This is a genomic window from Campylobacter sp. VBCF_01 NA2, assembly GCF_027797205.1.
In the GTDB taxonomy this organism is placed as follows: Bacteria; Campylobacterota; Campylobacteria; order Campylobacterales; family Campylobacteraceae; genus Campylobacter_B.
Genome location: NZ_CP115607.1, coordinates 116,804 through 143,189, shown reverse-complemented (window position 1 = coordinate 143,189; position 26,386 = coordinate 116,804). Strand labels below are relative to the sequence as shown.

At 42.5% G+C, this 26,386-nt stretch carries 31 protein-coding genes; 15 read left to right on the top strand and 16 right to left on the bottom strand.

Annotation, left to right across the window (positions count from 1 at the left end; all coding sequences use genetic code 11):
* Positions 1-6: 6 nt before the first annotated feature.
* From rsmI to mqnP, 10 genes are all read right to left on the bottom strand, one after another.
* Positions 7-822 (bottom strand): 16S rRNA (cytidine(1402)-2'-O)-methyltransferase, encoded by an 816-nt coding sequence (gene rsmI, locus PF027_RS00810; RefSeq protein ID WP_270877290.1) that lies wholly within the window; start codon positions 820-822, stop codon positions 7-9.
* Entirely contained in the window at positions 823-1,023 is a 201-nt protein-coding gene (gene rpmE, locus PF027_RS00805) for a 50S ribosomal protein L31 (protein ID WP_270858428.1), read from the bottom strand.
* A gap of 71 nt (positions 1,024-1,094) precedes the next feature.
* The gene (locus PF027_RS00800; protein WP_270877289.1) at positions 1,095-1,751 is read right to left on the bottom strand and encodes a 16S rRNA (uracil(1498)-N(3))-methyltransferase; all 657 of its coding nucleotides are present in this window, start codon (positions 1,749-1,751) and stop codon (positions 1,095-1,097) included.
* Entirely contained in the window at positions 1,751-2,248 is a 498-nt protein-coding gene (locus PF027_RS00795) for a hypothetical protein (RefSeq protein WP_270877288.1), read from the bottom strand. The genes PF027_RS00800 and PF027_RS00795 overlap by 1 nt, the downstream gene beginning before the upstream one ends.
* The gene (locus PF027_RS00790) at positions 2,248-2,433 is read right to left on the bottom strand and encodes a hypothetical protein (RefSeq protein ID WP_270858431.1); all 186 of its coding nucleotides are present in this window, start codon (positions 2,431-2,433) and stop codon (positions 2,248-2,250) included. Before PF027_RS00790 ends, PF027_RS00795 begins: the two co-directional genes overlap by 1 nt.
* Positions 2,433-3,014, bottom strand: coding sequence for a 6-pyruvoyl trahydropterin synthase family protein (locus tag PF027_RS00785; protein ID WP_270870853.1), 582 nt, complete (start codon positions 3,012-3,014; stop codon positions 2,433-2,435). Before PF027_RS00785 ends, PF027_RS00790 begins: the two co-directional genes overlap by 1 nt.
* Complete coding sequence (locus PF027_RS00780; protein WP_270877383.1) at positions 3,011-3,760, bottom strand: 7-carboxy-7-deazaguanine synthase QueE; 750 nt, start codon at positions 3,758-3,760, stop codon at positions 3,011-3,013. The genes PF027_RS00785 and PF027_RS00780 overlap by 4 nt, the downstream gene beginning before the upstream one ends.
* A 2-nt stretch (positions 3,761-3,762) precedes the next feature.
* A complete protein-coding gene (gene moaA, locus PF027_RS00775; protein WP_270865852.1) occupies positions 3,763-4,728 on the bottom strand; it encodes a GTP 3',8-cyclase MoaA in 966 nt (321 codons plus the stop codon).
* Between the two features lie 82 nt (positions 4,729-4,810).
* Positions 4,811-5,170 carry a hypothetical protein gene (locus tag PF027_RS00770; protein ID WP_270862223.1) on the bottom strand — a complete coding sequence of 120 codons (360 nt, stop codon included), beginning with the start codon at positions 5,168-5,170 and terminating at the stop codon, positions 4,811-4,813.
* A 9-nt stretch (positions 5,171-5,179) separates the two neighbouring features.
* Positions 5,180-6,049 carry a menaquinone biosynthesis prenyltransferase MqnP gene (gene mqnP / locus PF027_RS00765; RefSeq protein ID WP_270872114.1) on the bottom strand — a complete coding sequence of 290 codons (870 nt, stop codon included), beginning with the start codon at positions 6,047-6,049 and terminating at the stop codon, positions 5,180-5,182.
* A 127-nt stretch (positions 6,050-6,176) separates the two neighbouring features.
* Here mqnP and miaA point away from each other — a divergent pair, with 127 nt between their 5' ends.
* Entirely contained in the window at positions 6,177-7,055 is an 879-nt protein-coding gene (gene miaA, locus PF027_RS00760) for a tRNA (adenosine(37)-N6)-dimethylallyltransferase MiaA (protein WP_270872342.1), read from the top strand.
* Between the two features lie 369 nt (positions 7,056-7,424).
* Here the strand turns inward: miaA and PF027_RS00755 are convergent, their stop codons facing one another.
* Positions 7,425-8,987, bottom strand: a complete 1,563-nt coding sequence (locus PF027_RS00755) for an inorganic phosphate transporter (protein ID WP_270872113.1) — start codon at positions 8,985-8,987, stop codon at positions 7,425-7,427.
* Positions 8,988-9,194: 207 nt separating this feature from the next.
* Between PF027_RS00755 and PF027_RS00750 the strand changes: the two genes are divergently transcribed.
* Genes PF027_RS00750 through nuoN form a run of 14 tightly spaced genes read left to right on the top strand, consistent with a single transcriptional unit; the run spans position 9,195 to position 22,669 of the window.
* Entirely contained in the window at positions 9,195-9,584 is a 390-nt protein-coding gene (locus PF027_RS00750) for an NAD(P)H-quinone oxidoreductase subunit 3 (protein WP_270871186.1), read from the top strand.
* Complete coding sequence (locus PF027_RS00745; protein ID WP_270877287.1) at positions 9,566-10,075, top strand: NuoB/complex I 20 kDa subunit family protein; 510 nt, start codon at positions 9,566-9,568, stop codon at positions 10,073-10,075. Before PF027_RS00750 ends, PF027_RS00745 begins: the two co-directional genes overlap by 19 nt.
* Positions 10,075-10,872, top strand: coding sequence for an NADH-quinone oxidoreductase subunit C (locus PF027_RS00740; RefSeq protein WP_270872112.1), 798 nt, complete (start codon positions 10,075-10,077; stop codon positions 10,870-10,872). The genes PF027_RS00745 and PF027_RS00740 overlap by 1 nt, the downstream gene beginning before the upstream one ends.
* Positions 10,872-12,098 carry an NADH dehydrogenase (quinone) subunit D gene (gene nuoD / locus PF027_RS00735; RefSeq protein WP_270862941.1) on the top strand — a complete coding sequence of 409 codons (1,227 nt, stop codon included), beginning with the start codon at positions 10,872-10,874 and terminating at the stop codon, positions 12,096-12,098. Before PF027_RS00740 ends, nuoD begins: the two co-directional genes overlap by 1 nt.
* Positions 12,095-12,325, top strand: coding sequence for an NADH-ubiquinone oxidoreductase subunit E family protein (locus tag PF027_RS00730; protein WP_270858441.1), 231 nt, complete (start codon positions 12,095-12,097; stop codon positions 12,323-12,325). The genes nuoD and PF027_RS00730 overlap by 4 nt, the downstream gene beginning before the upstream one ends.
* Positions 12,322-13,029, top strand: a complete 708-nt coding sequence (locus PF027_RS00725) for a hypothetical protein (protein ID WP_270877286.1) — start codon at positions 12,322-12,324, stop codon at positions 13,027-13,029. Before PF027_RS00730 ends, PF027_RS00725 begins: the two co-directional genes overlap by 4 nt.
* Entirely contained in the window at positions 13,029-15,365 is a 2,337-nt protein-coding gene (locus PF027_RS00720) for an NADH-quinone oxidoreductase subunit G (RefSeq protein ID WP_270872109.1), read from the top strand. The genes PF027_RS00725 and PF027_RS00720 overlap by 1 nt, the downstream gene beginning before the upstream one ends.
* Positions 15,358-16,353 (top strand): NADH-quinone oxidoreductase subunit NuoH, encoded by a 996-nt coding sequence (gene nuoH, locus PF027_RS00715; protein WP_270872108.1) that lies wholly within the window; start codon positions 15,358-15,360, stop codon positions 16,351-16,353. The genes PF027_RS00720 and nuoH overlap by 8 nt, the downstream gene beginning before the upstream one ends.
* Positions 16,354-16,361: 8 nt before the next feature.
* A complete protein-coding gene (nuoI, locus tag PF027_RS00710) occupies positions 16,362-16,973 on the top strand; it encodes an NADH-quinone oxidoreductase subunit NuoI (RefSeq protein ID WP_270872107.1) in 612 nt (203 codons plus the stop codon).
* Positions 16,970-17,509, top strand: coding sequence for an NADH-quinone oxidoreductase subunit J (locus PF027_RS00705; protein WP_270862936.1), 540 nt, complete (start codon positions 16,970-16,972; stop codon positions 17,507-17,509). Before nuoI ends, PF027_RS00705 begins: the two co-directional genes overlap by 4 nt.
* Positions 17,506-17,826: an NADH-quinone oxidoreductase subunit NuoK gene (nuoK, locus tag PF027_RS00700; protein WP_270858447.1), complete on the top strand. Its 321-nt coding sequence runs from the start codon at positions 17,506-17,508 to the stop codon at positions 17,824-17,826. The genes PF027_RS00705 and nuoK overlap by 4 nt, the downstream gene beginning before the upstream one ends.
* A complete protein-coding gene (gene nuoL / locus PF027_RS00695; protein WP_270872106.1) occupies positions 17,819-19,666 on the top strand; it encodes an NADH-quinone oxidoreductase subunit L in 1,848 nt (615 codons plus the stop codon). The genes nuoK and nuoL overlap by 8 nt, the downstream gene beginning before the upstream one ends.
* 8 nt (positions 19,667-19,674) lie before the next feature.
* Positions 19,675-21,198, top strand: coding sequence for an NADH-quinone oxidoreductase subunit M (locus tag PF027_RS00690; RefSeq protein WP_270872105.1), 1,524 nt, complete (start codon positions 19,675-19,677; stop codon positions 21,196-21,198).
* Positions 21,188-22,669, top strand: a complete 1,482-nt coding sequence (nuoN, locus tag PF027_RS00685; protein ID WP_270872104.1) for an NADH-quinone oxidoreductase subunit NuoN — start codon at positions 21,188-21,190, stop codon at positions 22,667-22,669. Before PF027_RS00690 ends, nuoN begins: the two co-directional genes overlap by 11 nt.
* Positions 22,670-22,723: 54 nt before the next feature.
* On the opposite strand, the gene PF027_RS00680 is transcribed toward nuoN, so the two are convergent.
* From PF027_RS00680 to fdh3B, 5 genes are all read right to left on the bottom strand, one after another.
* Positions 22,724-23,938 (bottom strand): saccharopine dehydrogenase family protein, encoded by a 1,215-nt coding sequence (locus PF027_RS00680; RefSeq protein WP_270872103.1) that lies wholly within the window; start codon positions 23,936-23,938, stop codon positions 22,724-22,726.
* A 52-nt stretch (positions 23,939-23,990) separates the two neighbouring features.
* Complete coding sequence (locus PF027_RS00675) at positions 23,991-24,623, bottom strand: LysE/ArgO family amino acid transporter (protein WP_270858452.1); 633 nt, start codon at positions 24,621-24,623, stop codon at positions 23,991-23,993.
* Positions 24,620-25,123, bottom strand: a complete 504-nt coding sequence (locus PF027_RS00670; RefSeq protein ID WP_270862931.1) for a hypothetical protein — start codon at positions 25,121-25,123, stop codon at positions 24,620-24,622. The genes PF027_RS00675 and PF027_RS00670 overlap by 4 nt, the downstream gene beginning before the upstream one ends.
* A 2-nt stretch (positions 25,124-25,125) precedes the next feature.
* Positions 25,126-25,737: a hypothetical protein gene (locus PF027_RS00665; RefSeq protein ID WP_270877285.1), complete on the bottom strand. Its 612-nt coding sequence runs from the start codon at positions 25,735-25,737 to the stop codon at positions 25,126-25,128.
* A 94-nt stretch (positions 25,738-25,831) separates the two neighbouring features.
* Positions 25,832-26,386 carry a formate dehydrogenase FDH3 subunit beta gene (gene fdh3B / locus PF027_RS00660; protein ID WP_270862929.1) on the bottom strand — a complete coding sequence of 185 codons (555 nt, stop codon included), beginning with the start codon at positions 26,384-26,386 and terminating at the stop codon, positions 25,832-25,834.

The following is a 26,386-nucleotide window of genomic DNA, read 5'->3' as shown; positions in this document are numbered from 1 at the left end:
GATGCCTTATTTTATCAAATCGTTGTAGATTTCTTTGACAGATTTTCCGGTGATTTTGGCAAGCAATTTTGCCTTGATTTTAGGTGAAATTTCAAGGCTTTTAATGTCGTTTTCGCTGATTTTTTCGAAATTTGCCTCTTTTGCACCAGCTACCACCACAGCCCACTCGCCGTTTAAATTCGCGGTTTTTAGGGTGAGGGTTAGCTCTTTTGCGCTGCCAAAAAATTTGGTTTCAAACTTTTTACTCGCCTCTTTTATGGCAAAAATTTGACGATTTTCGTCTAAATTTTCGATACCACAAACAAGGCTTAAAATCCGCTTTGGCGATTCGTAAATCACGCATGGATAGGGGTTTTTGAGCATGTTTTCTATGGCGATTTTGCGCTCTTTGCCAGTATTTGGCAAAAAGCCTAAAAAGCAAAATTCCTTCTGCACTATCCCACTAGCCGCGACTGCTAGCAAAAGCGCGTTTGCCCCGCTTAAAATTTCGTATTCGATGCCGTTATTTTGGGCAAATTTCACAAGCGCAATCCCTGGATCGCTAATGCAAGGCATGCCAGCGTCGCTTAAAAATGCGCAATTTTTTTGGGTGAAATTTAAGGTGTCAAATTTGGCGAAAAATTCTCTTTCATTGTGCGTATGAAGCGAATAAAACTCTTTTGGAGTGAAATTTATCTGATATTTTTCGCTAAGTAAGTTTAGAAGTTTTTTACTAAATCTTGTGTCCTCGCAGATAAAAATCTCGCATTTGGTGAGTATTTCAAGGGCATGGGTTGAAATATCAGCGAGATTTCCTATCGGCGTAGGAACGAAATAAAGCAATTATTTCATTCCGTATTTTTGTTTGAATTTCTCAACACGACCCGCGCTATCTACGATTTTTTCGCTACCTGTGAAAAATGGGTGGCAGTTTGAGCAGATATCTACACGGATTTCTTCTTTGTTTGAGCGTGTTTTAAAAGTGTTGCCACAAGCGCAAGTTACGGTTGTTTCAACATAATTTGGGTGAATATCTTTTTTCATTTTAACTCCTTGCAAATTTTAAAAGGTTGCGATTATACAATAAAATTTTTAAAAAATCAAATTTGACTTTTTTAGAAAATAAGCCTTGCGCAAGCAGTCATTATTGCAGTATTTGAACGCAAAATATATGGCAAATTTAGCTCGTAAGATTTGCTAAATTTTTTGCGTTCATTTTCGGAAAAACCACCCTCAGGTCCTATAAAAGGAATCTCGTTTTTATCAAAAATTTCCAAACTTTTGCCATCAAAGTCAATCAAAACCGAATTTGGATATTTGTTTAAAAGCTCGTCTGAGCTAGATAAAATTTCAAGTTCTATAAGCGAATTTCTCCCGCACTGACACGACGAATTTGTCAAAATTCGTTCAAATCTAGCCAAATCCAGCCTAACATTTTTTTGCGAAAAATCGCTATAAACGAAAATGATTTTTGCCACGCCCATTTCATTTAGGCTAGGCAGCGTTTTTTCGATCACGCTTGGCTCGACTACCGCCCAAGCAAGGCAAAATTCGTGCTTTGGAGAGATAACGGAGTTTTTAAAAACCAAATTCGCTACTGCGGTTTTGCGCGAAATTTCGGTAATTTCATAGATATAATTGCTCTCATCGCGCAAATTTCTAAAATCCACTCTATCGCCCACGCTAAGGCGTCTAGCCCTTAAATGCGAAAAATTTTCGCCCGAAATTTCTAAAATATCGCTTCCTGCGTTTTTGTCATAAAAAAATACCATTATATAAAACTCACTATCAAAATTATCGCAAAAATTGCGCCCAAAATTTTAGCTATTTGCGCGCGGTAAATTTCAAATTTTTGCCCCAAAAATGCGCGTTTAAGGCGTTTGTATCCCACCGCGCACAGCCCCATTATGCACACTGCGCCCACGCACATTAGCCCCACACTCACGCTCACGCTAGCCATTACTGGCAGCATCACAGCCCCAGTTGTTACAATCGCTGCCAAAACAGCGTAATACACTGGCAAAAATTTGCGAATTCTGGCTAAATATTTTCGCCCATTAAAAAGCTTTTTGCGCGCTTTTATCCCCCTTAAATTTCGCAAAGCAGGAAATTTCACGACGCCGTTTTTCTCGGCTGAATTTAAAGTGTAAAATTTAATGTTTTTATCGATTTTAAGGCGCGTTAGAGCAAAATACACAATCGTAAGCACGCCAAAGACAAAGGCGAAAAATTTATGAAAGCCTAGCGCGCTAGCAAACATATACTCCATTACTCTACCACTGGTTCTGGCGGGAGTTGCGGGTTGATTTGCGGGAGCGGGTCAGGGTTTGCGATGCTCACATCACTAGGCACCTCGCTAGATACAGGCGGCTTTTCTAGCACCTTTTCTTCCTCTTCTTTGCACCCCGTAAAAAGTGCTAAAACCGCAAAAATACCCAAAATTTTCGCTCTCATTAGCAATCCTTTTCGTAGCTAAAATTCACGCCATTTACGAGCTTTTCAAACATTTTTTTATCCCTCCACTCAGCCATTACGCCAGGGGAAAATTTAATATCTTCTAGCTCGATTTTGCCCATATTTTCGTTATCAGCGTCTTCTTCGAAGCACTGCGCATAGCCCGTGGAAGTCTCATGCACGATGACGCTATGAAGCCTTACTCCGCGCTCGCCGTTTTTCATTTCGCTTAGTTCTAAAAGTCTGCGAATTAATATAAAAAATATTCTCGCAAACTGCTCCGCGCTCGCATTTTGCGGGATCTCTATCCAGCGCGCGCTGTATTTTTTCAAATCGTTTTTGTATTCGTCGCTCTCGCCAGAAAATATCGTCGTAGCATGGTCGAAACTATCGATTATATCCCTAATCCCAAGCTTCATATAGCCAAAATCATAGACCATGCCGGCATTATCAAGGTAATTTGAGCTTAATAAAACCTCGCATTTATACGAGTGCCCATGGATACTCTGTCTGCACCTTTGCGACCCGCAAAAGCGCACTATATGAGCGTTTTCGAACTCATACATTTTTCTGATTATCATACACTTTCCTTATCGTTCCAAATTCTAATATGCGCTCTGTCGGAGTAATTATAACCATTTTTTATGCAAAATTTAGCGACAAATTCTGCGTTTTGCTCCAACTCCGCCTTGTTTGCGCCAAGAGGCATACAAAAAACTTCGTTTTCACACTCTCTTAAAATTTCGCAAATTTCAGCCTCGGCGTCAAATTCAGGCGAAATTACAAATTTATAAAAGCTATCTTTTGCATTTTTCTTAATCGCTTTTAAAGCCTCGAAATTTAGCCGTTTTTCACGATTTTCTCCCGAATTTGAAAGCTTCGGCGAGATAGCAAAAACGCAATCTTTGTAAAACGCAAACTTTTCAAAATCGATTAAAATCGTGCCATTTGTTTCGAAATGCACCTCGAAATTTAACCTTTGTAAATTTTGGATAAATTCGATAAAAATTTCGTTTTTGTGGTGCAAAAGCGGCTCTCCACCGGTGATGACGACGATAACATTTTTATATTTTTTCTCTGGCAATTGCTCATAAAATTTTAAAAAAAGTTGGTTTGCGCTAGTGATTTCTTCACTCTCAAAATGCCCCGTCTGCACCGCGCGAATCGTATCGCACCCAACCAAAATTTCGCCAGTTTTAGGTGAGTGAGCGCTCACGCCAAATCCAGCGCATTTTAGATTACACCCTGCAAAGCGCATAAACAGCGCAAGCCTGCCTGAGTATTTGCCCTCGCCTTGGATACTTAAAAAGCTCTCTACTAGGCGCAATCTCAACCACCGGTTTGGTAAAATGCACGGCTTGAAATTTCGTTTTGAGCGCCGATTTCCCAGCGATTTTTTTCTGGTTTGTTTTCTAAGACCTGCGCTAAAATTTCGCTAGCTTTTGCGATGTCGCCGGCGCGCACAGCCTCTTTTATGCTTAGGGCGTCCTCGAAATACAAACACGGTATCAAATGCCCCTCTGCGCTAAGTCTTAGCCTATTGCAACTAGCGCAAAAATCGTGTTTGTGCGGATCAATTATGCCAAAAGTGTAGCCGTCATCTAATGCATAAAGCGAAGCTGGGGAGGTGGCTTGCTTTTGAAGCGGTGAAATTTGGTATTTTTCACCGATGATTTTTAAAATTTCATTTGATTTCACACCCTTTAAATTTTGCGCGTGAGTGTTTTCCATAAACTCTATAAAGCGAATTTGCACCCCTTTTTCTCTGGCAAATTCGATTAAATGGCAAATTTCATCATCGTTAATCCCGCGCAAAACAACGGTGTTTAGTTTGACTTTCAGCCCCACTTCCAGCGCTGCTTCAAGCCCTTCTAAGACATTGTATAAAACGCCCTTTTGAGCGATATATTTGGCGCGCTCTGGGCGAAGTGAGTCAAGCGACATATTTATGCGTTTTAGCCCAGCGTCCGCTAAATCTTTGGCGTAATTTTTGAGATAATATCCGTTTGTGGTAAGGGCTAAATCAATACTTGGCGCATAATCGCTTATCATTTTGACAAATTTTGCGATATCACGCCTGATTAGTGGCTCGCCGCCTGTGATACGGATCTTTTCTATGCCCTTATCGATTGCGACCTTGACGAAGCTAAACATCTCCTCAAAGCTTAGAAGATTTTCCCTAGGCACCCACTCAAATGGGGTATTTGGCATGCAGTAACGGCACCTGAAATTACACTTTTGAGTAACTGAAATTCGCAAATAATTAATATTTCTACCAAATTTGTCAATTAGCATTATAAACCTTAAATTTCTAAATTTCGGCGATTATATATAAATAAAATTCTTTTTGCAAAATTTTATTTTTATATTGATTGGTTTATTTTTTCACGCTTACTAGCAGCTCTTTTAACTGCTCTAAAAGCGGACGGATTTGCGCCTCGACCCTAGTATCAACCAAAGCTGAAACCCCGCTTAGTCTTTGCTCTATCACCTCATCGATGACATCAGCGACTGCGTTGATATCTAGGCTGGCTACGCCATTGCCTCCATTTTCAACCATAGCGTGAAGCTCTTCGAGCTTTTTCTTTAACATATAGTTTTCTTGCATGCTATCGGTGATGACCTGATCGAAGCGTTCGAATTTTTTATCTGTCTGTTTGTCCTTGATAAACATAACGATTAAAATCAAAACTATAACTACACAAAGTCCCAAAATAATAAGCATATTTAGATCCACTTTATCTCCTTAAAACAAACTTATCCAAACAAATATAAAGAATATAATACCCAAATATCCGTTTAAAGTAAAAAACGCTCTATCGATTTTGCTAAAATCTTTTTCGACGATTTTATGCTCTTTGTATAAAATCAGCGCACACACAGCCACGCCGATATAGGCAAATGTGCCTAAATTTGCCAGCGCGCAATATAAAAACCAAAAAATCACACAAATTGCATGAAAAAGCTTCGAAATAAACATCGAAGCCTCTTTGCCATAACGCGACGGTATGCTAAATAGCCCATTTTGCCTGTCATACTCCATATCTTGGAGCGAATAGAGCACATCAAATCCCCCTACCCAAAACACCACGCCCAGACACAGCACCACAGACCAAATCGAAATCGCGCCTGTTACTGCGATATTTCCAGCAATAGGCGCAAGGCCTAGGCAAAGACCTAGCATTAAATGCGCAGTTTCGCTAAATCGCTTGAAATACGAATACGAGCCAAGCGCGAGCAAAATCGGCACGCTAAGCCCAAAGGCTAGGCTATTGATAAAATAGGCTACAATCACGAAAATCACGGCATTTAGCGCGATGAAAGCTAGCATATTTTTGCGACCTATGCGCCCATCGACACTTGGGCGAGAAGCACAACGCGGGTTGTTTCGGTCGATTTCTTCGTCCAAATAGCGATTTACGGCCATTGCGAAGCTTCTAGCACTCACGGCGCACAAAACACCCAAAACAAAAAGTCCAAAGCCAAACCACATTGAGCCGTTTTGCGCCTTTGAAGCTGTTATCATCGCCACGAAAATAAACGGCAGGGCAAAAACCGAGTGTTTGAAAACTATTAATTCGTTGATATCTTTTAAAATTTGTTTAAATTTTTCCATAAATTCCCTTATTTCGGGCGGTATTTTAGCAAAAATTTGACAAAAAATCTATTTATAATTAAATTTTTCTATCTTAAATTTGCTAAAATTAGCCCCAAAATTTAATAAAAGGCAAAATTTGAGCGAAATTTTACAACTTGCACTCATCGGCACGACAGCCAGCGGAAAGACGGATTTAGCGCACAAAATCGCCCTAAAAACGGGCGCTGTGATTTTAAGCCTCGACGCACTTTGTGTCTATAAGCTAATCGACATCGCTAGCGCAAAACCTAGCAAAGACGAGCTAGCGCAGGTGCCGTATTTTGGGATAAATTTAATATATCCAAACGAATATTTTAGCGTGGGCGAGTTTATCAAAGAATACGAAAAAGCGCGCGAATTCGCCGCACAATCGCAAATTCCACTCATCATCACAGGCGGAAGCGGATTTTACCTAAAATCCATGCTCTCAGGCCTTGCACCCAAAATCCCAGACGCCAAATCTTTCCCGCAAAATAGCGAAATTTTCGCGCTTGCTAGCAAAATTGATAGTGAGTTTTGCGCCAAATTTAGCGCATTTGATACATTTAGACTGCGCAAATGGTATAGCATTTATGTCGCTACTGGCGAAATTCCAAGCGAATTTTTGCGAGCAAATACTGCCCAGCCTGTGATAAAAAATCTCAAAATTTTTGAAATTTTGCGCGAAAAGGACGAAATCAACGAGCGAATCGCACTTCGAACCAAAAAAATGTTTGAAGCGGGAATTTTAGATGAGGCGAAATTTTTGTTTGAGCGATATGGATATGAGTGCAAATCCCTATCCTGCGTGGGTTTGAAGGAGTGCGGAGAGTATTTGCGGGGCGAGATTTCAAGGGCTAGTTGCGAGGAGCTCATCACAATCCACACGCGCCAGCTCGCCAAACGCCAGCGCACATTTAACAAATCGCAGTTTGAGGGCAAAATACACGCCCCAAGCGAAATTTTAGAGAGAGAAATTTTAGAATTTTTGGGTAAAAACGGCTAAATTTAGCACCAAATCTGTCATTGTAAAAAATGTAGCGCAAACTACGAGCGTAAAATTTTAAGTGTGCAAATTCCATGTCATTGCGAGAATTTGCGTAGCAAATTCGAAGCAATCTAGGGAAATTTAAATTCAAATTTCAACCCAAATTTTGCATTGAACGATTTTTTAAATTTAACCTGCGCCGTGAATTTCTCTGTAAGGGGGAAGGGGGCTTGAATTGCGAGGTCGCGCCCCTTCCCCCTTACAAACCCCCAACCCCCGACGACGCTTTTAAGGTGGCTAAATTTAGAAAAACGAAGTTTTTCTAAATTTAGCTGATTTTATTTTTACGGAAATGCTTCGCATTTCTCGTAACGCCAAATTTAAAATTTAAATCACATGCCTTAAAACTATAAACATCACCGCAGCTAAAAGCGATGAGGCAGGAAGTGTGATAATCCACGCTAGCCCTATTGGTTTCATCAAAGACCAGTTTGTGTTGCCATTGACTACGCCGATTCCCAAAATCGCGCCGATTAGCACATGCGTCGATGAAATCGGAAGCCCTAGCACAGAGGCTACCATAACTACGATTGCGCTAGCTAGCTCCGCGCTAAATCCAGAGGCAGGGTGTATCTCGGTCAGATTCGTCCCCACGGTAGCGATTACCTCTTTTCCTACAAACCAAAGCCCCACGATAAGCGCTACGGCGAACATTACCATAATTTGTGGCGGTACAGGGCTATCGCCGTTAATCGAACCACTCGCAAGCGTATCAAGTATCGCAGCAAACGGCCCTACGGCGTTTGCGATATCGTTCGAGCCGTGCGAAAAGGCAAATCCGCACGCTGTTAAGACCTGCAACCAACTAAACATCAAAAATGTCGATTTATGCAGATCGGACCTGCGCAAAGTCTTGGCGAAAATAAACATCAAAAGCCAAGTTACCACCGTAACCATGCCGATAATTAGGTAGTTGTGAATATCGCTTAGTCCTAAATCTAAATTTTGAAGTCCCTTAAAAATCAGCATTGATGAGATTACAAACGCCCCAATCCCTGCCACGGCTGGAATTCCAAATTCTAGCGCTCTATGCGATTTTAAGCCCTCTTTTTTCCTATCCAAATTTACGATTTTTTTATAATAATCGCTATCTAGCTCGCTCGGATCGAAATCAGGATCTTTCATAGCGTAGATATCGTGATTGACAGCCTCTGCGTAGGCGATTTTTTGGATATCATCAAGCGTTTCAAAAGTTTTTTTGTGTAGTTTGCGAAGTGCCTTTTTTTCGCGTTTTATGCGGTCAATGCGAATTTGGGCGTATTTGTTATAATCCAAAATATAGTGCTTAATCAGCCAAAACACCCCATACGAAATCAACCCCCCAAGAAGTGGCGATAGCACCCATGAGCTGGCGATTTTGCCGATTTTGCCCCATTGGACTAAGCCTAGGGCTGAGATTTCAGGATTATTCATCAAAAATCCAAGCGTTACGCCAGAACCCACAATTCCGCCTACAATCGCATGTGTGGTCGAAACCGGAAGTCCGTGCTTGCTAGCGAAAAGCAGCCACGCCCCAGCCGCAAAAAGCGCGCTCATCATAATATAAATAAAATCGCTCGGGTGTATGTGAGAGCCGCCAAAATCAATAATCCCGCTTCTAATCGACGCCGTAACCTCGCCACCAGCGATGATTGCGCCACTTGCTTCAAACACAGCCGCGATACAAAGAGCCTGCGTGATAGTCAGCGTCCCGCTTCCCACGCTTGTGCCAAAGCTATTTGCCACATCGTTTCCGCCGATGTTAAACGCCATGAAAACGCCCAAAAATACGGAGATTACGAAGATTAGCTTATTAGCATTTCCTATAAATCCAAAACCCCAAATAAAAAAATAAATCAGTGCGCCAAGAGTTATGCCGATTAAAAGGAGGTTGATTTTTTGTGTTTTCAAAATTTATCCCCAAAAATTTAAAAATAACCTTTCAATTCTACCCTTTATCCATTTAAAAAAAACTAAAAAACAGGGGCAAAATTTATATTGACATTTTTTATCTTTTTTCTTAAATTTTTATGAAAAAGCTTATTTAAAACGCGAAGTAAGATTTTATAAATCATAAAATGATAAAATTAAGCCAAATTTTCAAATTTAAGGTAAAAAATGTCAAGACTTCCAAACGATTCGTCATATTTAGGCATTTTTATTATGTTTATTTTGGCGTTTTGCGTGTTTTCACTCACCGTGAAATTAAGCTCGGTCATCAGCAAAAAACTCGCCAATCGCAATGATGAGAGATTGAAAAATGATTTTTACGAAGCAGGCCCAGAAGCCGTAAAACAGCCAAATTCGATAAATTCACACTTTTACATAGTCGCTGTTTTATTTATTCTTTTTGATGTTGAGATTATCTTTATGTTTCCGTGGGCTGTGAATTTCAAACTCTTAGGCGCGTTTGGATTTGCCGAGATGATTTTATTCATCGCATTGCTTGGCGTGGGATTTGTTTATGCGTGGAAAAAAGGAGCGCTTTCATGGCAGAGCACAAAATAGACTACACCAAAGAAAATGGCCTTCCTATCGTGCTTACCACTGCCGATAAGCTGATAAATTGGGGCAGGTCAAATTCACTGTGGGCTATGACCTATGGGCTAGCGTGTTGCGCGATAGAGATGATGGCCTCAGGCGCTGGCAGGTATGATTTCGACAGGTTTGGAACGATTTTTCGCGCCTCAGCCAAACAAGCCGATGTGATGATAATCGCAGGCACGCTTACGAAAAAACACGCCGAATTCACCCGCAGACTATATGACGCGATGCCTGAGCCAAAATGGGTGATTTCAATGGGTTCTTGCGCCAATACAGGCGGTATGTTTAACACATACGCCACGGTTCAGGGCTGCGATAGAGTGGTGCCTGTGGATATTTATCTGCCGGGCTGTGCGCCCAGACCAGAGACATTGCAGTTTGCGCTGATGATTTTGCAGAAAAAAATCCGCCGCGAAAGAGCATGTAGAACGCAAAAACCAAAAAGGCTGATTTGATGAGAAAATACACACCAAAGGGCGATAAAAGCGCGAAAAACTACTACAACGATAGATTTTTCGTCCCCAAAAAAAGTGAAAAATTTGACCCGAAAAATTCCAAATTTAGCGATGATTTTGAAAATTTATCAAATTTAGCCAAATTTGAAATTTTAAACGCTTATGTCGAATTTGACACCCTTGTAATTTATACGAAAAAAGATGAAATTTTGCCTGTGCTTCAAGCATGCAAAGAGCTAGGATATGAAATTTTATGCGAGCTAAGCGGGGTTGATTTCATAGCTAAAAGTGGCGGAATCGAGGTCTTTTATCAGCTACTTGACATACACAGAGCGCGCCGTATGAGAGTCAAATGCTTCGTAAAAACCGGCGAGTATCTGCCAAGCGCGACAGGTATTTTTAAAAGCGCGAACTGGGCGGAGCGTGAATTATACGATATGATGGGGGTATGGATTGCAAATCACCCAAATTTGGGGCGAATTTTAATGCCAAATGACTGGTTTGGCCACCCACTTTTGAAATCATATCCGCTCCAAGGCGACGAATTTGCCAAATGGTATGAGGTGGATAAAATTTTCGGGCGCGAAAATAGAGAATTAATCGGCGAGGAAAACCGCGATTCGGCTATGGTTGATGACAAAGATACATTTAATTTCTCGCGCATAAATCACGAGACCCCTTACGGCGAGGCTAGACCGAGCAAAGCTAGCGCACAAGAATACCAAGAATCTGGCGGAGTGCGCTTCATCAAAAAGGCCAAACGCGGCGCACACAAAATCATAACAGAGAGAAAATAATGCAAAAACCGACCAAACTTAGACCATTTTTCGAAAATGCCGAATTTACGCGCGTCGGAGGCAATATGATACTAAATTTCGGCCCCCAACACCCTAGCGCGCATGGTCAGCTAAAATTAGTCTTAGAACTCGACGGCGAGCTAATCGTGCGCGCACGCCCAGAGGTTGGCTTCATGCACCGAGGCGTGGAAAAAATGGCAGAAAATATGATTTATAGCGAATTTGTGCCAGTAACTGATCGCATGGATTATATCGCAGCAAGCGCGAATAACTATGGATTTTGCGCTACTGTGGAGAAGCTATGCGGTATCGAGGTGCCACGCAGAGCGCAGATTATTCGCACGATTTTATTAGAGCTAAATCGCATTAGCTCTCACCTGCTTTTTTTGGGCACGCACGCCCTAGATATCGGGGCTATGAGCGTGTTTTTATACTGCTTTCGCTCGCGCGAGCATGTATTGGATTTGATAGAAAAATACTGCGGCGCGAGGCTAACGCACAATAGCATAAAAATCGGTGGCGTTTTTGTGGATTTGCCTGAGCTTTGGTGCGAGGAAATGCTTAGCTTTTGCGATGATTTCCCAAATGATATTAAAGAATTTGAAGATTTGCTAGATAATAATAGAATTTGGCTTTTGCGCACCCAAGATGTCGGTGTAATCTCCAAAGAAGACGCCCTAAATTTGGGCTGTTCTGGCGTCATGCTAAGGGCAAGCGGGCATAAATGGGATATCAGAAAAGAGGAGCCTTATCTCATCTACGACGAGCTAGACTTCGATGTGCCTTACGCGAACGCTGGGGATTGCTACGCTAGATATAAATGCTATATCGCCGAAATGAAGGAAAGTCTTAAAATTTTGCGCCAGTGTGCAGGGCTGTATAAAAGCTCGCCAGCTGGAATTTTAGCCGATAATCCGGAATTTGTAAGCCCTAGCAAAGAGCAGATTATGACGCAAAACTACTCGCTAATGCAACATTTCGTTTTGATTACGCAAGGGCTAAAACCCCCTGCTGGCGAGATTTATCACGCTACCGAGACCCCAAAGGGCGAGCTTGGATACTACATTTACTCCACAGGGGATTCGCGCCCGTATCGACTCAAAGTGCGCACGCCTAGCTTTTGGCACTGCGCGCTGTATGAGGAGATACTGCCAGGCCACTACCTAGCCGACGCAGCTGCGATAATCGGTAGTTCAAACATACTTCTTGGCGAGGTGGATCGATGAAGCGATATGATTTGCGCCATTTACGGGGAAATTTCCTAAACCGCATGGGGGAAATTTTGAAAAACTCTGCCCCAAACGAGACTATGATTTTTATCTTTGAAATGGGCGAATTCGACCAAATCAAAGCCAGTGCAAACCTCGTGGAAGGGCTAAATTCGACACTTTTAAACTCACTTAGATACAACCAAGCCGACTGGATGATAGTCGCTAGAAAAGGAAAAAAATGAAAATACTAAATTGCGCTTCGTTGCTAAGATTGCAAGCACCAAATTTATGGGAAAAATTTAAAAATGATGAAATTTTAACCCTTTCTGCCCTTCAAGATGAGGGCTATGAAAATTTAATCAAATGTGAAATCGGCGCACAGGGCTATGTTTTGGCGCTTTTGTGTATGAGTTTGCCAAATTTGGACGCCACGCAAAAGGCGTTTTTTGAGGATTTAGACGACGCGTTTATGAGCGCAGAGAGCAATGTCGGAGACGAGGAAATCGAGGTTTTGAGCGAATTTTTGAGTGGTTGCGAAATCCTCATTATAGATGACGCTCTTATCGACACTCACAGCGACAAAGAAAATATCCAAACATTTTTATCGCTTTTGCAAGATGAGTATAAATTTAAAATTTTGCGCCTAAATGGCGAGGAATTTTGCCCACAAAAGCAAAATTTAAGCGAGCTAAAAGAGCTTGAAAACTTCGACGGCGCCGTGGTTTTCAAACACAGCCTCGATGATAAATTCGTCGGTGGAGCGTATTTTAGCATGGTCGCAAAGATCAAAGACGGCGATATGTGCGAAATAAGCACGCCAAATTTTAGCGTAAAACGCAAATTTGAGTTAGACGCAAATTTAAAAGGCACGGTCGCAAGACTTGGTTTTGGGGGAGAAAATTTCAGTGGCTATGACTTCGAAATAGCCAAAATAAGCAGGATTTAATGGCAAAAATTACAATTGACGGGCAAATTTGCGAATTTAGCGAAGGGCAGAGCATTTTAGAAATCGCGCGCGAAAACGGGATTTATATCCCGACTCTATGCTACCTGCACGGCGCATCGCCCACGCTAGCGTGCAGACTATGTATGGTCGAAGCCGATGAAAAGGTAGTATATAGCTGTAACGCCAAGGCAAAAGATGGCATGAGCGTGATCACAAACTCGCCAAATTTAAGCAAAGAGCGCAACGCCATAATGCAGGTTTATTGTATAAATCACCCATTGGAGTGTGGTGTATGTGATAAAAGTGGCGAGTGCGAATTGCAAAACCTAACCCAGCAAATGCGCGTTAGCACTCAATCCTTCGCCGTGATTGATAGCGCGAAAAAAATCGAGGATTGGGGATTTTTAAGCTACGATCCTAGCCTTTGCATTGTGTGCGAACGCTGTATAAAAACAGCCAAAGATCGCCTAGGATTTGACGCCTTTAAACTAATAGCGCGCCAGAGCGAGCCACTAAGTCCAAATTTAAAAGATAGCATGCCAAAAGACGCCTACGCCGTGCTAAATAAAATGCAAAAAAGCCTAATCGCGCGCGTTAGCGATGATGATGATTGCGTAAATTACGGCGAGTGCGCGGCCGCATGCCCTACTGGCGCGCTAAGCGTGAGTGCCTTTAAATACAGCTCAAATGCTTGGGAGCTTCGCAAAATACCAGCCTCCAACCCGCACACGAGCGATTGCGAACTGCTTTTTTACGAGGTAAAACGCAAATCCATAAGCGGCGGGAACGAGAAAATTTACCGCGTAAGTAGCGATATAAATTTTGCCCCTATTCACGCTGGGGCGCGCTTTGGCTGGGATTTTTCGAACGAAAACGCGGTTAAAAATGAAGCCAAATTTAACGAAATTGTAGAAAAAATAAAAACTGGCGTTATCAAAAATATCAAATTTAACAGCTTCATTACAAACGAGGAAGCGCGAATTTTAGAGCTTTTGCGCGAAAGATTTGACTTAAATTTGATAAATTTTGAAGCCAAAAGATATCAAGATTTTTTGCGAAATTTTAGCGAATATAGCGGTATGAAATTATACAGCGGGAGCGAACAAGCCGTGCGAAATAGCGATTTTATCGTGTGTGCGGGCAGTTTTTTGCGCTCGGACGCGCCAAATTTGGCTTACGCGCTAAATAACGCCCTAAAAGTGCGAAAATCGCGCGCTCTGTATTTTCACGCCGTGCGTGATAGCGGGCTAGACGCATTTGGCAAAAATCTCATTTCATGCCAGCACAAGGCGGGTTTGGAAGCGCAAATTTTGCTATGGATTTTGCAAAATTTTGGCGCGCAAATGCCAGAGTGGCTGGATAAAAAGCTGGGCGCAAATTTTGAAATTTCAGGCGAAAATAAAGTTTCAAATTTTGCAAAAAACCTAAATTTAGACGAAAACGCCCTCCGCGAAATTTGCCAAAACGCCCAAAATCCCGCCCTAATCATCGGCGAGGATTTTATCAAGCACCCGCGCGCTGACACCCTTGCGAAACTGCTTGGCACGGTTGAGCGATACACGAATTTTAGCGTCTTAATCATACCGCCTCGCACAAATAGCCTTGGCGTGGCGCTAATCTGCAACCTTAGCGAGAAGGGAGCTGGCGAGATTTTAGGATACAACGAGGACGGCGATTTTAAATTTGGCGTGAGTGAAGCGGATTTACACGCGCCTAGCCTAGTGCAGCAAGAGGGCACCTTCACTAACTACGACAAGCGCGTAGTGCCGACAAATGCGGCCTTGGCATACGGCGGATACGAGCTAAACGATATCGCAAACGCCCTTGGCATTAATGCCACTTTTGCGATTTCATACACGCCAAATTTGGGCGAGTATTTTGAAAAAATCAAATTTGATGATTTAGAGAATTTTTACGACAACTGCGGGGAAAATCACCGCGGATACACTCTGCAAAACCGCCAAATTTCGCCAAATGCTGATAAATTTGACATTTTTGTTTCAGATGAGATTTGCGCTAAAAACGGCGAAATTTTAATATATGAAGCAAACCCGCTTCACCAGTTTAATGCCTTTACCGGCATTAGCGCAGCTCTTGGCGAAAGTGGCGCGATATTTATGCACCCAAGCATTGCAAAAGAGCTAAATTTAGCCCTAAACGATATGGTAAAAATCGAGTGCGAGGGCGAAAAAATCGTAATTAAAGTCAAATTTGACGATAAATTTCACGGAATTTATCTGCCGTATTTCGACGCAAAAATCACTACGCAAAATATTTTTGTAAATTCGCGCTACAAAGCCGTAAAAATCGAAAAAATCGGAGGCAATAATGAGTGAGTTTGCCCTAAATTTGGCATTTACCTTTGCCAAATGTCTAATCATCATCGCTCTAATCGCCACAATGGCGGGCTTTGCGACATATATCGAGCGCAAGGTCATCGCCTATATGCAGCGCCGCCTCGGTCCTGCTATCGTGGGGCCTGCTGGCGTGCTTCAAGTCGTAGCCGATATGATTAAACTAATCACCAAAGAAGATACAATCCCAACGCATGCGAATAAGTTTCTTTATAAAATTTCGCCGATTATCTCAGCTGCCGCTGCGCTTGTGGCTATTAGTGTGGTGCCACTTTTGCCCGAATTTAGCCTTTTTGGGCACACTATTCGCCCGATTATCGCTGATATAAATGTCGCGCTTTTGTTTTTGCTTGGAGCTAGTGCTGCTGGCGTTTATGGGCTAGTAATCGGAGGTTTGGCAAGCTATAATAAATACGGCCTAATCGGCTCATTTCGCGCATTTTTACAGCTAATTAGCTTTGAGGTTATTAATGCTTTAAGCCTAATTCCTATTATTATGATTGTGGGCTCGCTCTCGCTAATTGATATCGTAAATACCCAAAGTGGCGGGATTGAGAAGTGGTTCGTGTGGAAAGAGCCAGTATGCTTTGCGCTATTTTTAATCGCTTCGTTTGTGGAGTGTAACCGCACGCCACTTTGTCTTACCGAGAACGAAACCGAGCTTTTAGCAGGGGCTAGCACGGCGTATTCTGGGCTAAGGGGCGGTATGTTTTTCATCGGCGAATACGCCAATATGATAACCTACTCTATCGTAATCTCGCTCATATTTTTTGGCGGATACAATAGCTTTTGGTTTATTCCTGGCTGGGTGATGATAGCCCTTAAAGCGGGCTTTTTCTTCTTTTTGTTTTTATGGAGCAGAGCGGCATTTCCGCACCTGCGCCCAGACCAGCTAATGGCGCTTTGTTGGAAGGTTTGCATGCCACTAGCGCTACTTAGCATTTTAATCACTGGCATTGTGATTTTATAGGAAAGATTATGGGAATTTACAAAGAAATCGACAAACGAAAACCACTTTTAAATAACAAAGATAAATTTAGAGAATTTTTAATTCGCACATTTAGGGGCGAGCTTTTTGTGGGGCTTTGGGTCGTGCTTCGCCAAATGCTTGCCCGTGGCAATACACACACTCTAATCTATCCGCAAGAAAAATTTGATTTAGGATTAAGGTATCGTGGCGTGCATAAGCTAATGAGATTGCTAGAAAGCGGAAATGAGCGCTGCATAGGCTGTGGGCTATGCGAAAAAATCTGCGTCTCAAACTGCATTGCCATGCAAACTAGCCTTGGAAGCGACGGACGCAAAAAGGTCGAAAACTACTCCATAAATTTAGGCAGGTGCGTGTATTGCGGGCTGTGTGCTGATGTCTGCCCAGAAATCGCAATCGTGCATGGTAGCGAATACGAGCTAGCAAGCGAACAGCGAGCATATTATGGATTTAAAGAGGATTTTTTAAGCAGGGGCGAGGATTTGTGCTTGGTAGATGCAAATAAAGAATTTGAGGGCTATGGAAGCTTGGATGCGAACGCAGGAGCGCGCGTGAAGCGCACGCCTACTGCGTATTTTAGCGATGAAAAGGAGAGCTTATGATAGAGGCTTTTGCGTTTTATTTTTTCGCAATCCTTACCTTGGGGCTTTTTAGTGTGAGCGTGTTTTCACGAAATTTGCTTTATGCTATGAGCGCGCTAGCTGGTGGTATGATATTTTTGAGCGGATTTTTCTTTTTGCTCGGAGCTGAATTTTTAGGCGTAGTGCAAATCATAGTCTATACGGGCGCAGTAATGGTGCTGTATGGATTTTCGCTTATGTTTTTTGACGCTAGCAAAAATGTTAAAGAGAGCGCAAAACATGCCAAAATTTTCTACACCTTAGCCGTTTTTATCGCACTTTTGCTAGTGCTAATCATCTCAGGTGCGCTCATCGCAAATGACGCGCCAAGCCTTAAAATCCCAAATAGCGACAATATCCAAGCTATCGGAACTCTGCTTTTTACGAAATATTTGCTGATTTTCGAGGTGGTCGCCATAATGCTACTTGTGGCGATGATTTGCGCTATCGTGCTAACTCACAAACAAATGGATATTTGCCAAAGCTACGAAGAGAGCGCGATAAAGGAGGAAGCATGAGCCTAAATCACTATTTAATCGTGGCAAGTCTTATGTTTGTTTTGGGGCTTGTAGGGGTTATGAAAAGACAAAATTTAATAATGCTATTTTTCTCAACCGAAATTTTGCTAAATTCTGCAAATTTAGCCCTTGTGGCAATCGCTAAATTTCACCAAAATTTAAATGGCGAAATTTTTGCCCTTTTTATCATCGCAATCGCTGCTAGCGAGATTGCCGTGGGGTTAGCGCTTTTGATTTTGTGGTATAAAAAAACAGGCAGTATCGAAATAGATAGTTTTGTAAATTTTAAAATTCCACGCGGAGAAAAAAATGCTTGATACTATGTTTTTTTGGCTATTAATCGCACTTTTTGCCCCGCTAGTTTCGGCGATTTTCGCTGGGATTTTTATCAAATTTAGGGATAAATTATTCGTAGGCGTCATCTGCTCGTGCCTAATAGTGCTTGGCACAATCGCTTCGCTGTGGCTAGTGGAATTTGTCCTGCAAAACGGCGGTATGGACATTGCGCTAGCAAATTTCATAAGTGTGGGCGAACTAAATATAAAATACGGCGTAATGATTGACTCTCTTAGCACAATTATGGCGATTACCGTGGGGATCGTAAGCTCCGTGGTGCATATTTATTCGATTTATTATATGCAAAAAGACCCGGACTTCGCCAAATTTTTCGCTTACCTTGGGCTTTTTGTCTTTTCAATGCTAGTTTTAGTGCTAAGCGATAATTTTATCGGGCTTTTTATCGGCTGGGAGGGCGTGGGGCTTTGCTCGTGGCTACTAATCGGCTTTTGGCACGATAGGGATAATAACGCCTGGTGCGCGAACGAAGCCTTTATCATGAACCGCGTAGCTGACCTTGCCATGCTACTTGGAATTTTTGCGATTTATCTAAATTTCGGCTCATTTGCCTATGATGATGTCCTAGCAAATGCTAGCAGTGCCGATAGGGGCGCACTTGCGCTCATTGCGGCCTTGCTTTTTATCGGGGCTATGGGCAAAAGCGCGCAGTTTCCATTTCACACATGGCTAGCTGATGCTATGGCAGGACCGACGCCAGTTTCTGCACTAATTCATGCTGCGACTATGGTTACGGCTGGCGTTTATTTGGTGATTAGGGCGAATTCTATCTTTGCGCTCGCCCCTGATGTGGCGCAAGCTATCACCTATCTTGGGGCGTTTGTAGCGATTTTTGCCGCGTCAATGGCGTGCGTGCATAATGATCTTAAAAAAATCATAGCCTACTCTACGCTATCCCAACTTGGCTATATGTTCGTAGCAGCAGGGCTTGGGGCATATGCTATCGCGCTTTTTCACCTTGTAACTCACGCGTTTTTTAAATCGCTTCTTTTCCTTGGGGCTGGAAATGTAATGCACGCTATGCAAGATAGGCTAAATATCCAAAAAATGGGCGCACTAGCTAAATTTATGAAGCCTAGCCTTGCGCTTATGAGTATCGGTTCGCTAGCACTTTGCGGGTTTTATCCATTTTCTGGATTTTTTTCAAAAGATAAAATTTTAGAAACCGCCTTTGCCAGTGGGGCGCACTTTATCTGGGCGGTTTTGTTTTTTGGCGCGATTTTGACTACATTTTATAGTTTTAGGCTTTTAATGCTTGTCTTTTTTGGCGAGAAAAAATACGACCACCACCCGCACGAGGCGAAGTTTTATGCCCTGCTTGCAATGAGCGTTTTGGCGGTTTTAGCCATAATTTGTGGCTTTTTCGCGGCTGAGTTTTACGGCTTTGTGGGCTATGTCTTGCCAAGCTTTCATAATGAAATTTCGCACAACACCGAAATTTTGCTAATCGCCTTAACGCTAGGTGCTATTAGCGTTGTGGCAATCGCTACAATTTTTGCGTATAAAAACGCAAAATTTAGCCCAAATTTGAAAAATTCTAAAATTTACAAAATTTTAAGCGCGCAGTATTTCATACCGCAATTTTACGACATTTTCATAGTGGGAAGCTATAAAATCATAAGCCAAATTTGCGCCAAAATAGATAGCGCGATCATTGATAGCATTGTAGATCTAATCGCCAAAGCGCTACTAAAAATGGGCTTTGCGCTCCAAGGCGCAAACGACGGGACAAATTTGAGCGTAAATTTGAGATTGATGATTTTTGGCTTTTTTGCGCTTTTGGTTTTAGTATTTTTGATTTAAGGTAGATTATGGAGCATTTTTTAAGTTTAATTATATTTTTCCCAGCTGTCGCTGGGGCGCTTGGGGTTTTTATCGATGAGAGGAGCATAAAAACATACGCCGTGATGATGAGTCTGATAGAATTTGCGCTTTCGCTCTTTTTGCTAGCTTTTTATGAAGGCGGGACCTCGTTTAGCACCTCGGCTAGCATAATTAGCGCGTATGGGATAAGCTATTTTATCGGCGTAGATGGGATTAGCCTATTTTTGGTGATTTTAAGCACGCTAATGACATTTTTAGCCCTAATTAGCCTAAGCATAAGGGAGAGGGTTAAAAATTTAATCATCTCGGTTTTGTTTTTAGAAATGACGATGATTGGGGTGTTTGTCGCGCTTGATGCGATATTGTTTTATATATTTTGGGAGCTCTCTCTTATCCCAATGCTCTATATCATCGGCGCGTGGGGAAGCGGACGCAGGATTTATGCTGGGGTGAAATTTTTTATCTACACATTTTTTGGCTCTATGTTTTTGCTCGTGGGGCTAATCGCAATGGCGTATTTATACTACAAATCCACGGGCGAGTTTAGCTTTAATCTCATCGCGTGGCAGGGGCTAAATTTGCCAATAAATGCGCAAAATTTGCTATTTTTGGCTTTTGGAATTGCCTTTGCGATAAAAACGCCGATGTTTCCATTTCACACTTGGCTACCTTACGCACACGGACAGGCCCCTACAATCGGCTCTGTTTTGCTAGCGGCTGTCTTGCTAAAAATGGGAACTTACGGCTTCGTGCGATTTTCATTGCCACTTTTCCCTGATGCGTGCGTGCATTTCGCCCCTTTAATGTGCGTTTTGGCGATAATTATGGTGATTTATACCAGCTTCATCGCATTTGCGCAAAAAGACATAAAACAAGTCGTCGCTTATAGCTCTATCGCTCACATGGGCGTGATAATACTAGGCATTTTCTCGCTTGGAAGCGAGGGCATTAGCGGGGCGATATTTTTGATGATTAGCCACGGAATCACCTCTGGCGGGCTTTTTATGCTTGTGGGATTTATCTATGATAGACGCCACACAAAGCTGCTAAGCGAGTTTGGCGGACTTGCCAAAATTATGCCAGTTTATGCCTTTTGCTTTGGTGTGGTTTTATTTAGCGGGATTGGACTTCCGCTTACGATTGGATTTGTGGGCGAGTTTTTAAGTCTGCTTGGCATTTATAAAATCAGTTTTTCGTATGCGCTTTTTGGCGGATTTGGTATAGTTATGGGGGCGATTTATAGCTTAAATTTATACAAAAAAACATTTTTTGGCAAAATTTGCGTCGAACAAAACAAGAGCTTAAAAGATTTGAAATTTAGCGAAATTTCAAGCATTGTTCCGATTTGTATTTTGTGCATTTTCCTAGGTGTTGCGCCAAATTTTATGCTTAGTCGCATTTCGCCAAGTGTGAGCGAAAATATCGCTGTAATGGCGCACAACGCCCAAAATTTAGCCACCAAAAACTATATAGAAAAAGCAAATTTCAAGGCGGTGATAAATGCAAAATAGTCTTTTAAATTTAGCCGTAATCGTGCCAATGGCGATTTTGTGCGTGTTTGCGCTACTGATTTTAGCACTTTGCCTTTTTGGGCGCAAATTACCCCAAAACTTCTACGCCATAATCACACTTTTAGCCCTTATTTTGGACTTTGGCTTCGTTTTTGGATACAGCGGCGGCGCAAGAGGCTTTTTCGATATTATGCTAGTTGATAATCTAGCAATTCTCGCAACCCTCATAATTTTGGGTTGTAGCGTGTTTTATATCTGGCTAAGCCTTGGGGCTAAAAGCGCGCACGAATACAGCGTGGCGGAGTTTTTCGCCATTTTTCTTTTTATGATTTTAGGGTATGAATTTATGGTATCAAGCGAAAATTTAATGATGATTTTCGTTGGACTTGAAACCTCATCGTTAGCACTTTATACACTCATTGCCATGCACAACCGCGCGCGCTCTGCTGAGGCTGCGCTCAAATACTTCGTAATGGGTGCGCTGGGTTCTGCATTTTACGCATTTGGCGCGGCGCTATTTTTCTTAATCACAGGCTCGTTTGAAATTTCGCAAATCGCTATGATTGCGCAAAATTCAGGCCTTAGCACGAGCGCGGCTCTGTTTGGCGCAAGTGCATTTATGATAGCTTCTATCGGCTTTAAGCTATCATTTATCCCATTTCACGCATGGATTATGGACGCTTACGAGGGCGCTAGCTCAGCCCTTAGTGGCTTTATGTCCGTCGCGCCTAAAATCGCAGCCTTCATTGTGGCAATTAGACTTTTTGAAGCACTGCAAAACATAGGCGTAGCGTGGCTTAACTCGGTTTTATACGCAATCGCCGTGCTTACAATGAGCGTAGCAAATGTTATGGCACTAGTCCAGCACGATGTCAAACGCATGCTCTCTTACAGCGCGATTAGCCACGCTGGATTTGGGCTTTGCGCCATAGTTATCGGCACGACGGAAGCAAATTTAAGCCTTTTTGTTTATTGGGTTTTATACGCAATGGCGAATTTAGGTGCGTTTGCCGTGCTTTGGAGCGCAAGGGAAAAAAGGGATTTGCACGGCGTCGGTAGCGAGATTTGGAGCCGTTTCGAGTATCCATACGAGAAATTTAACGGCCTTATCCACACATTTCCACTGAGCGCGATTGCTCTGGCTATTTTTATGCTTAGCCTTGCTGGAATTCCGCCGTTTGGGCTGTTTTGGGGCAAATTATATTTGCTTGGCTCTGCTATTAGGGGCGAATTTTACGGCTTGGCTGTGATAATGGCGGTAAATAGCGCGATTGCGCTGTATTATTATCTGCGTTTAATCGTGTGTATGTTTTTGTGCGAGGCGGACTTTCGCTCGGCCAAATTTCGCGCCGCACTGCGCCAAAGTAGCGCACCGATAAATTTCGCCGTGGCTTTGTGTGCGGTTTTGTGCGCTATAATGCCGTTTCTTGTGGATTTTATAAGTAGTAGTATAGGTAAGGTTTTGCTTTAAATTTAAATTTTGGCTCAAATTTGAGCCAAAATTTAGCGAATTTACGGGCAAATTTTACTCTGCCACCCTAGTTTCGTTTGGATCCATTTCGATAATTTCCCATGGTAAGCCTTGGCGATTTAGCTCGTCCATAAATGGCTTGGCATCAAATTCTTCCATATTAAATACGCCTTTTCCGCTCCATTTGCCAGTTGCTATCATCATCGAGCCTATCATCGCAGGCACGCCTGTGGTGTAGCTAACAGCCTGTGCGCCAGTCTCTGCGTAGCACTCTTCGTGGTCGCAGACATTGTAAATATAAACTTTGCGTGGTTTGCCGTCTTTAAAACCTTTTATCACGCAGCCGATATTTGTTTTGCCTTTGGTGCGTGGTCCTAAACTTGCCGGGTCAGGAAGCAAAGTCTTTAAAAACTGAATCGGCACGATTTTCATGCCGTTATGCTCTACTTCGTCAATGCGAAGCATGCCCACATTTTCTAGGCATCTCATGTGCATTAGATAGCTTTGCCCAAAGGTCATAAAAAAGCGAATTCGCTTTAAGCCTTTGATATTTTTAACAAGGCTTTCCATTTCTTCGTGATAAAGCAAATAGCTATCTTTCACGCCGACACGCGGGTAGTCCCATTTCATCATTATTTCAAGCGGTTTTGTGGTGATCCACTCGCCATTTTCCCAGTATCTGCCATTAGCTGAGACTTCACGCAAATTAATTTCTGGGTTAAAATTTGTCGCAAACGCGTATCCGTGGTCGCCTGCGTTGCAATCAAGTATATCAATCTCATTTATTTCATCGAATAAATTTTGCTGCGCGTAGGCGCAAAATACATTTGTAACGCCCGGATCAAATCCGCTTCCTAGAAGTGCGGGAATTCCTGCGTTTTTAAAATCATCATTTTTCGCCCATTGAAGTTTGTATTCAAAGTGCGCTGTATCTGGGTGCTCGTAGTTTGCGGTATCGATATATGGGATTCTGGCTTTCAAACAAGCGTCCATTAGTGTGAGATCTTGATACGGCAAAGCCACATTTAAAAGCAAATCTGCCCCGATTTCTTTGGCGAATTTTGCCACGGCTTCCGTGTCATCAGCATCGATTTTGGCCGTTGCGATCTCTACGCCAAGGCGATCTTTTATAAATTTAGCAATCTCATCGCATTTGCTTTTGGTTCTACTAGCAAGAGTGATTTTTGTAAAAACCCCGGAATTCATCGCGCATTTCACGGTTGCTACGCGGCTTACTCCACCTGCTCCGATAATCAAAATATGGCTCATTTTTCTTCCTTTAAACAAAATTTGCAAATTTTATCAAAAACGCACTTAAAAGCTAAATTTTAAACAAAAATTCCGCTATCAAATACGCCATATAGACCATTATCACGCCCACCACGCTATCTATGATCCGCCATGCTTTTTCGTTCGCAAACAGCCCGGCAAGCGCCCTAGCAGCGTATCCTAGGCTAAAAAACCACGCAAAGGATACCAAAACCGCCCCGCAAAAAAACCAAATTTTTAACTCGCTTGGCACGGGTGCTGATGTCGAGCCGATAACGACGATAGTATCCAAATAAACATGCGGATTTAGCACGGTTACGGCTAGGGTTTTTAAAACCACCGGAAGCAGCGAGGCGTTTTTAGCGTTTTTGATTTTGGCAAAGTGCGAGCCTTTGTATGCGCTACGAAATGAGGCCAGCGCGTAACTTAGCAAAAACAAAATTCCACTCACACCCAAAATCAGCGTCAAAAGCTCGTTTTTAGCGAAACTCTCGCCCACGACAAAGACACCAAAGCCCGTAAAAACGATATCGAGCAGGGTGCAAAGCGCGCAAACGACGAAAATATAGCTTTTGGCTAGGCCTTGCGAGATGACAAAGATATTTTGTGCGCCAATCGCCACAATCATCGATAGCATGAGCCCAGCCCCGCGCAAAAATGCGCTGGTGATGGCTGGATCAATCATTTGCGTTTGCCGTGTTTTTTAGAATTTGCGCTAGGCTCTTCGGGTTCGTTTTCAAAGCCCATTTTAGCGCGCAAAATTTTATTTATTTCATAGATTGAGGTTTCGTAGATATCGGGCATCGTAGCCTCTGTATCAGTATAAAAATGCAAGAAATTATAAGTATCGTCCAAATCCAGAGCGCGCTTGAATTCGAAATTTAAAAGCTTAACCTGCTTTTTGCCAGCGGTGAAAGTTTTGACATTGATATTTTTAATATCAGCGAATTTAAACTCGCACTCGCGCTCATTTATGACGATTTTTAGGGCATCGTCGGTGATTTCGATATGTTTTTTGCTAAACATTTTTTTCAGACAAAACAGCGCACTCACAGCACAAGTCGCTGACATAAAAAGCGCAATCCCACCATATCCGATATGATACAAATATCCGCCACAAACTGCCAAAATAAGGGCAGCGACTAAGGTTGCTCTAACTGGTTTTTTATTTTCGTTTATTATCATTTTTACCTACTTAAAATTTGTTTTATATGTTCGTAAATTTTATAATTAAATGCGTCGATTGCGCGAGATTTTGACAAATTTGAGCTACTATTTTGATAGGTCAAATTCGTAGTGTAATCCTGCCAAGCTTTGCCATTTTTCACGCTGATTAGCAAGCCAACCTGCGCGTCATATAGCCTTTCAGGCACATCGTCATACCATGGATCATAAAACATCGGAAATCCCATACCTACGCCCCAGTGGCCGTGTCTATGACCTCTGCCACCACCAAAACCAAAGCCAAAACTAAACCTAGGTCTTGCATAATAATCTCCACCAACGCTTAGCAAGCGAAAATAATTTATATTTCCACCCACCTTAATCGTGGCGTCTTTTTCGTTTTTTACTACCACAAATCCGTCTTTTACCAGATACTCGCTCACAGCCGAGGTTAGATTTAAATCACTCGTGCTGGTGTTTGTAAAACTCACGCTGATGAATTTTTTCTCTGGCATTTTGGTGATAAAAATCGGCTCGCTCGTGCGCACAATCCCGCTATTTACCGGCGCTTTTGCGCAACCTGTAAAAAAGGCAAAAATACAAATCGTAAAAACGCTTAAAATTTTAATTTTCATCAAATTTCTCCGAAAAAATTTCAGAGATTGTAGCAAATTTAGGATTAAGAATTTATAGAATTGAGAAATTTTGGGAGATTTCTCTCCCAAAATTTTATAAATTTGTCCCCCGAGTTAGCACGCGTTTGCGATAAACTTCCGAAACTTTCGTGCTATCGCCGACTAAAAGCGCATTTGTGCAACAAATCGCCGCGCACATTGGCACCTTGCCCTCGGCTATGCGGTTTTGGCCGTATTTGTGAAGCTCGGCACTAGAAAATGTCTCCTCAGGACCTCCTGCACACATTGTGCATTTATCCATTGCGCCTTTTATGCCAAAAGCTCCGTCTCGTGGGAACTGCGGCGCACCAAACGGACACGCATACAAGCAGTATCCGCAGCCGATACATTTATCTTTATCATGCAAGACAATTCCGTCAGCCCTGATATAAAAGCACTGCACTGGGCAAACCTGCGCACATGGCGCGTCTGTGCAGTGCTGACATGCGATCGAGCTAGCCACCTCTTTGCCAGGGACACCCTCATTTAGGATTAAAACCTTGCGTCTATTAATGCCCACAGGGACTTCATGCGCATTAGAGCAGGCTACTTGACAGCCGTAGCATGCGATACATCTTTGGACATCTACATAAAATTTCATTCTTCCCAT

What these genes read in the sequence shown, in the direction of transcription:
- rpmE (WP_270858428.1), bottom strand. Translation starts at nt 1,023, where the DNA reads ATGAAAAAAGATATTCACCCAAATTATGTTGAAACAACCGTAACTTGC.
- PF027_RS00800 (WP_270877289.1), bottom strand. Translation starts at nt 1,751, where the DNA reads ATGGTATTTTTTTATGACAAAAACGCAGGAAGCGATATTTTAGAAATT.
- PF027_RS00795 (WP_270877288.1), bottom strand. Translation starts at nt 2,248, where the DNA reads ATGGAGTATATGTTTGCTAGCGCGCTAGGCTTTCATAAATTTTTCGCC.
- PF027_RS00790 (WP_270858431.1), bottom strand. Translation starts at nt 2,433, where the DNA reads ATGAGAGCGAAAATTTTGGGTATTTTTGCGGTTTTAGCACTTTTTACG.
- PF027_RS00785 (WP_270870853.1), bottom strand. Translation starts at nt 3,014, where the DNA reads ATGATAATCAGAAAAATGTATGAGTTCGAAAACGCTCATATAGTGCGC.
- moaA (WP_270865852.1), bottom strand. Translation starts at nt 4,728, where the DNA reads ATGCTAATTGACAAATTTGGTAGAAATATTAATTATTTGCGAATTTCA.
- mqnP (WP_270872114.1), bottom strand. Translation starts at nt 6,049, where the DNA reads ATGGAAAAATTTAAACAAATTTTAAAAGATATCAACGAATTAATAGTT.
- PF027_RS00750 (WP_270871186.1), top strand. Translation starts at nt 9,195, where the DNA reads ATGTCAAGACTTCCAAACGATTCGTCATATTTAGGCATTTTTATTATG.
- PF027_RS00745 (WP_270877287.1), top strand. Translation starts at nt 9,566, where the DNA reads ATGGCAGAGCACAAAATAGACTACACCAAAGAAAATGGCCTTCCTATC.
- PF027_RS00740 (WP_270872112.1), top strand. Translation starts at nt 10,075, where the DNA reads ATGAGAAAATACACACCAAAGGGCGATAAAAGCGCGAAAAACTACTAC.
- nuoD (WP_270862941.1), top strand. Translation starts at nt 10,872, where the DNA reads ATGCAAAAACCGACCAAACTTAGACCATTTTTCGAAAATGCCGAATTT.
- PF027_RS00730 (WP_270858441.1), top strand. Translation starts at nt 12,095, where the DNA reads ATGAAGCGATATGATTTGCGCCATTTACGGGGAAATTTCCTAAACCGC.
- PF027_RS00725 (WP_270877286.1), top strand. Translation starts at nt 12,322, where the DNA reads ATGAAAATACTAAATTGCGCTTCGTTGCTAAGATTGCAAGCACCAAAT.
- PF027_RS00720 (WP_270872109.1), top strand. Translation starts at nt 13,029, where the DNA reads ATGGCAAAAATTACAATTGACGGGCAAATTTGCGAATTTAGCGAAGGG.
- nuoH (WP_270872108.1), top strand. Translation starts at nt 15,358, where the DNA reads ATGAGTGAGTTTGCCCTAAATTTGGCATTTACCTTTGCCAAATGTCTA.
- nuoI (WP_270872107.1), top strand. Translation starts at nt 16,362, where the DNA reads ATGGGAATTTACAAAGAAATCGACAAACGAAAACCACTTTTAAATAAC.
- PF027_RS00705 (WP_270862936.1), top strand. Translation starts at nt 16,970, where the DNA reads ATGATAGAGGCTTTTGCGTTTTATTTTTTCGCAATCCTTACCTTGGGG.
- nuoK (WP_270858447.1), top strand. Translation starts at nt 17,506, where the DNA reads ATGAGCCTAAATCACTATTTAATCGTGGCAAGTCTTATGTTTGTTTTG.
- nuoL (WP_270872106.1), top strand. Translation starts at nt 17,819, where the DNA reads ATGCTTGATACTATGTTTTTTTGGCTATTAATCGCACTTTTTGCCCCG.
- PF027_RS00690 (WP_270872105.1), top strand. Translation starts at nt 19,675, where the DNA reads ATGGAGCATTTTTTAAGTTTAATTATATTTTTCCCAGCTGTCGCTGGG.
- nuoN (WP_270872104.1), top strand. Translation starts at nt 21,188, where the DNA reads ATGCAAAATAGTCTTTTAAATTTAGCCGTAATCGTGCCAATGGCGATT.
- PF027_RS00680 (WP_270872103.1), bottom strand. Translation starts at nt 23,938, where the DNA reads ATGAGCCATATTTTGATTATCGGAGCAGGTGGAGTAAGCCGCGTAGCA.
- PF027_RS00675 (WP_270858452.1), bottom strand. Translation starts at nt 24,623, where the DNA reads ATGATTGATCCAGCCATCACCAGCGCATTTTTGCGCGGGGCTGGGCTC.
- PF027_RS00670 (WP_270862931.1), bottom strand. Translation starts at nt 25,123, where the DNA reads ATGATAATAAACGAAAATAAAAAACCAGTTAGAGCAACCTTAGTCGCT.
- PF027_RS00665 (WP_270877285.1), bottom strand. Translation starts at nt 25,737, where the DNA reads ATGAAAATTAAAATTTTAAGCGTTTTTACGATTTGTATTTTTGCCTTT.
- fdh3B (WP_270862929.1), bottom strand. Translation starts at nt 26,386, where the DNA reads ATGGGAAGAATGAAATTTTATGTAGATGTCCAAAGATGTATCGCATGC.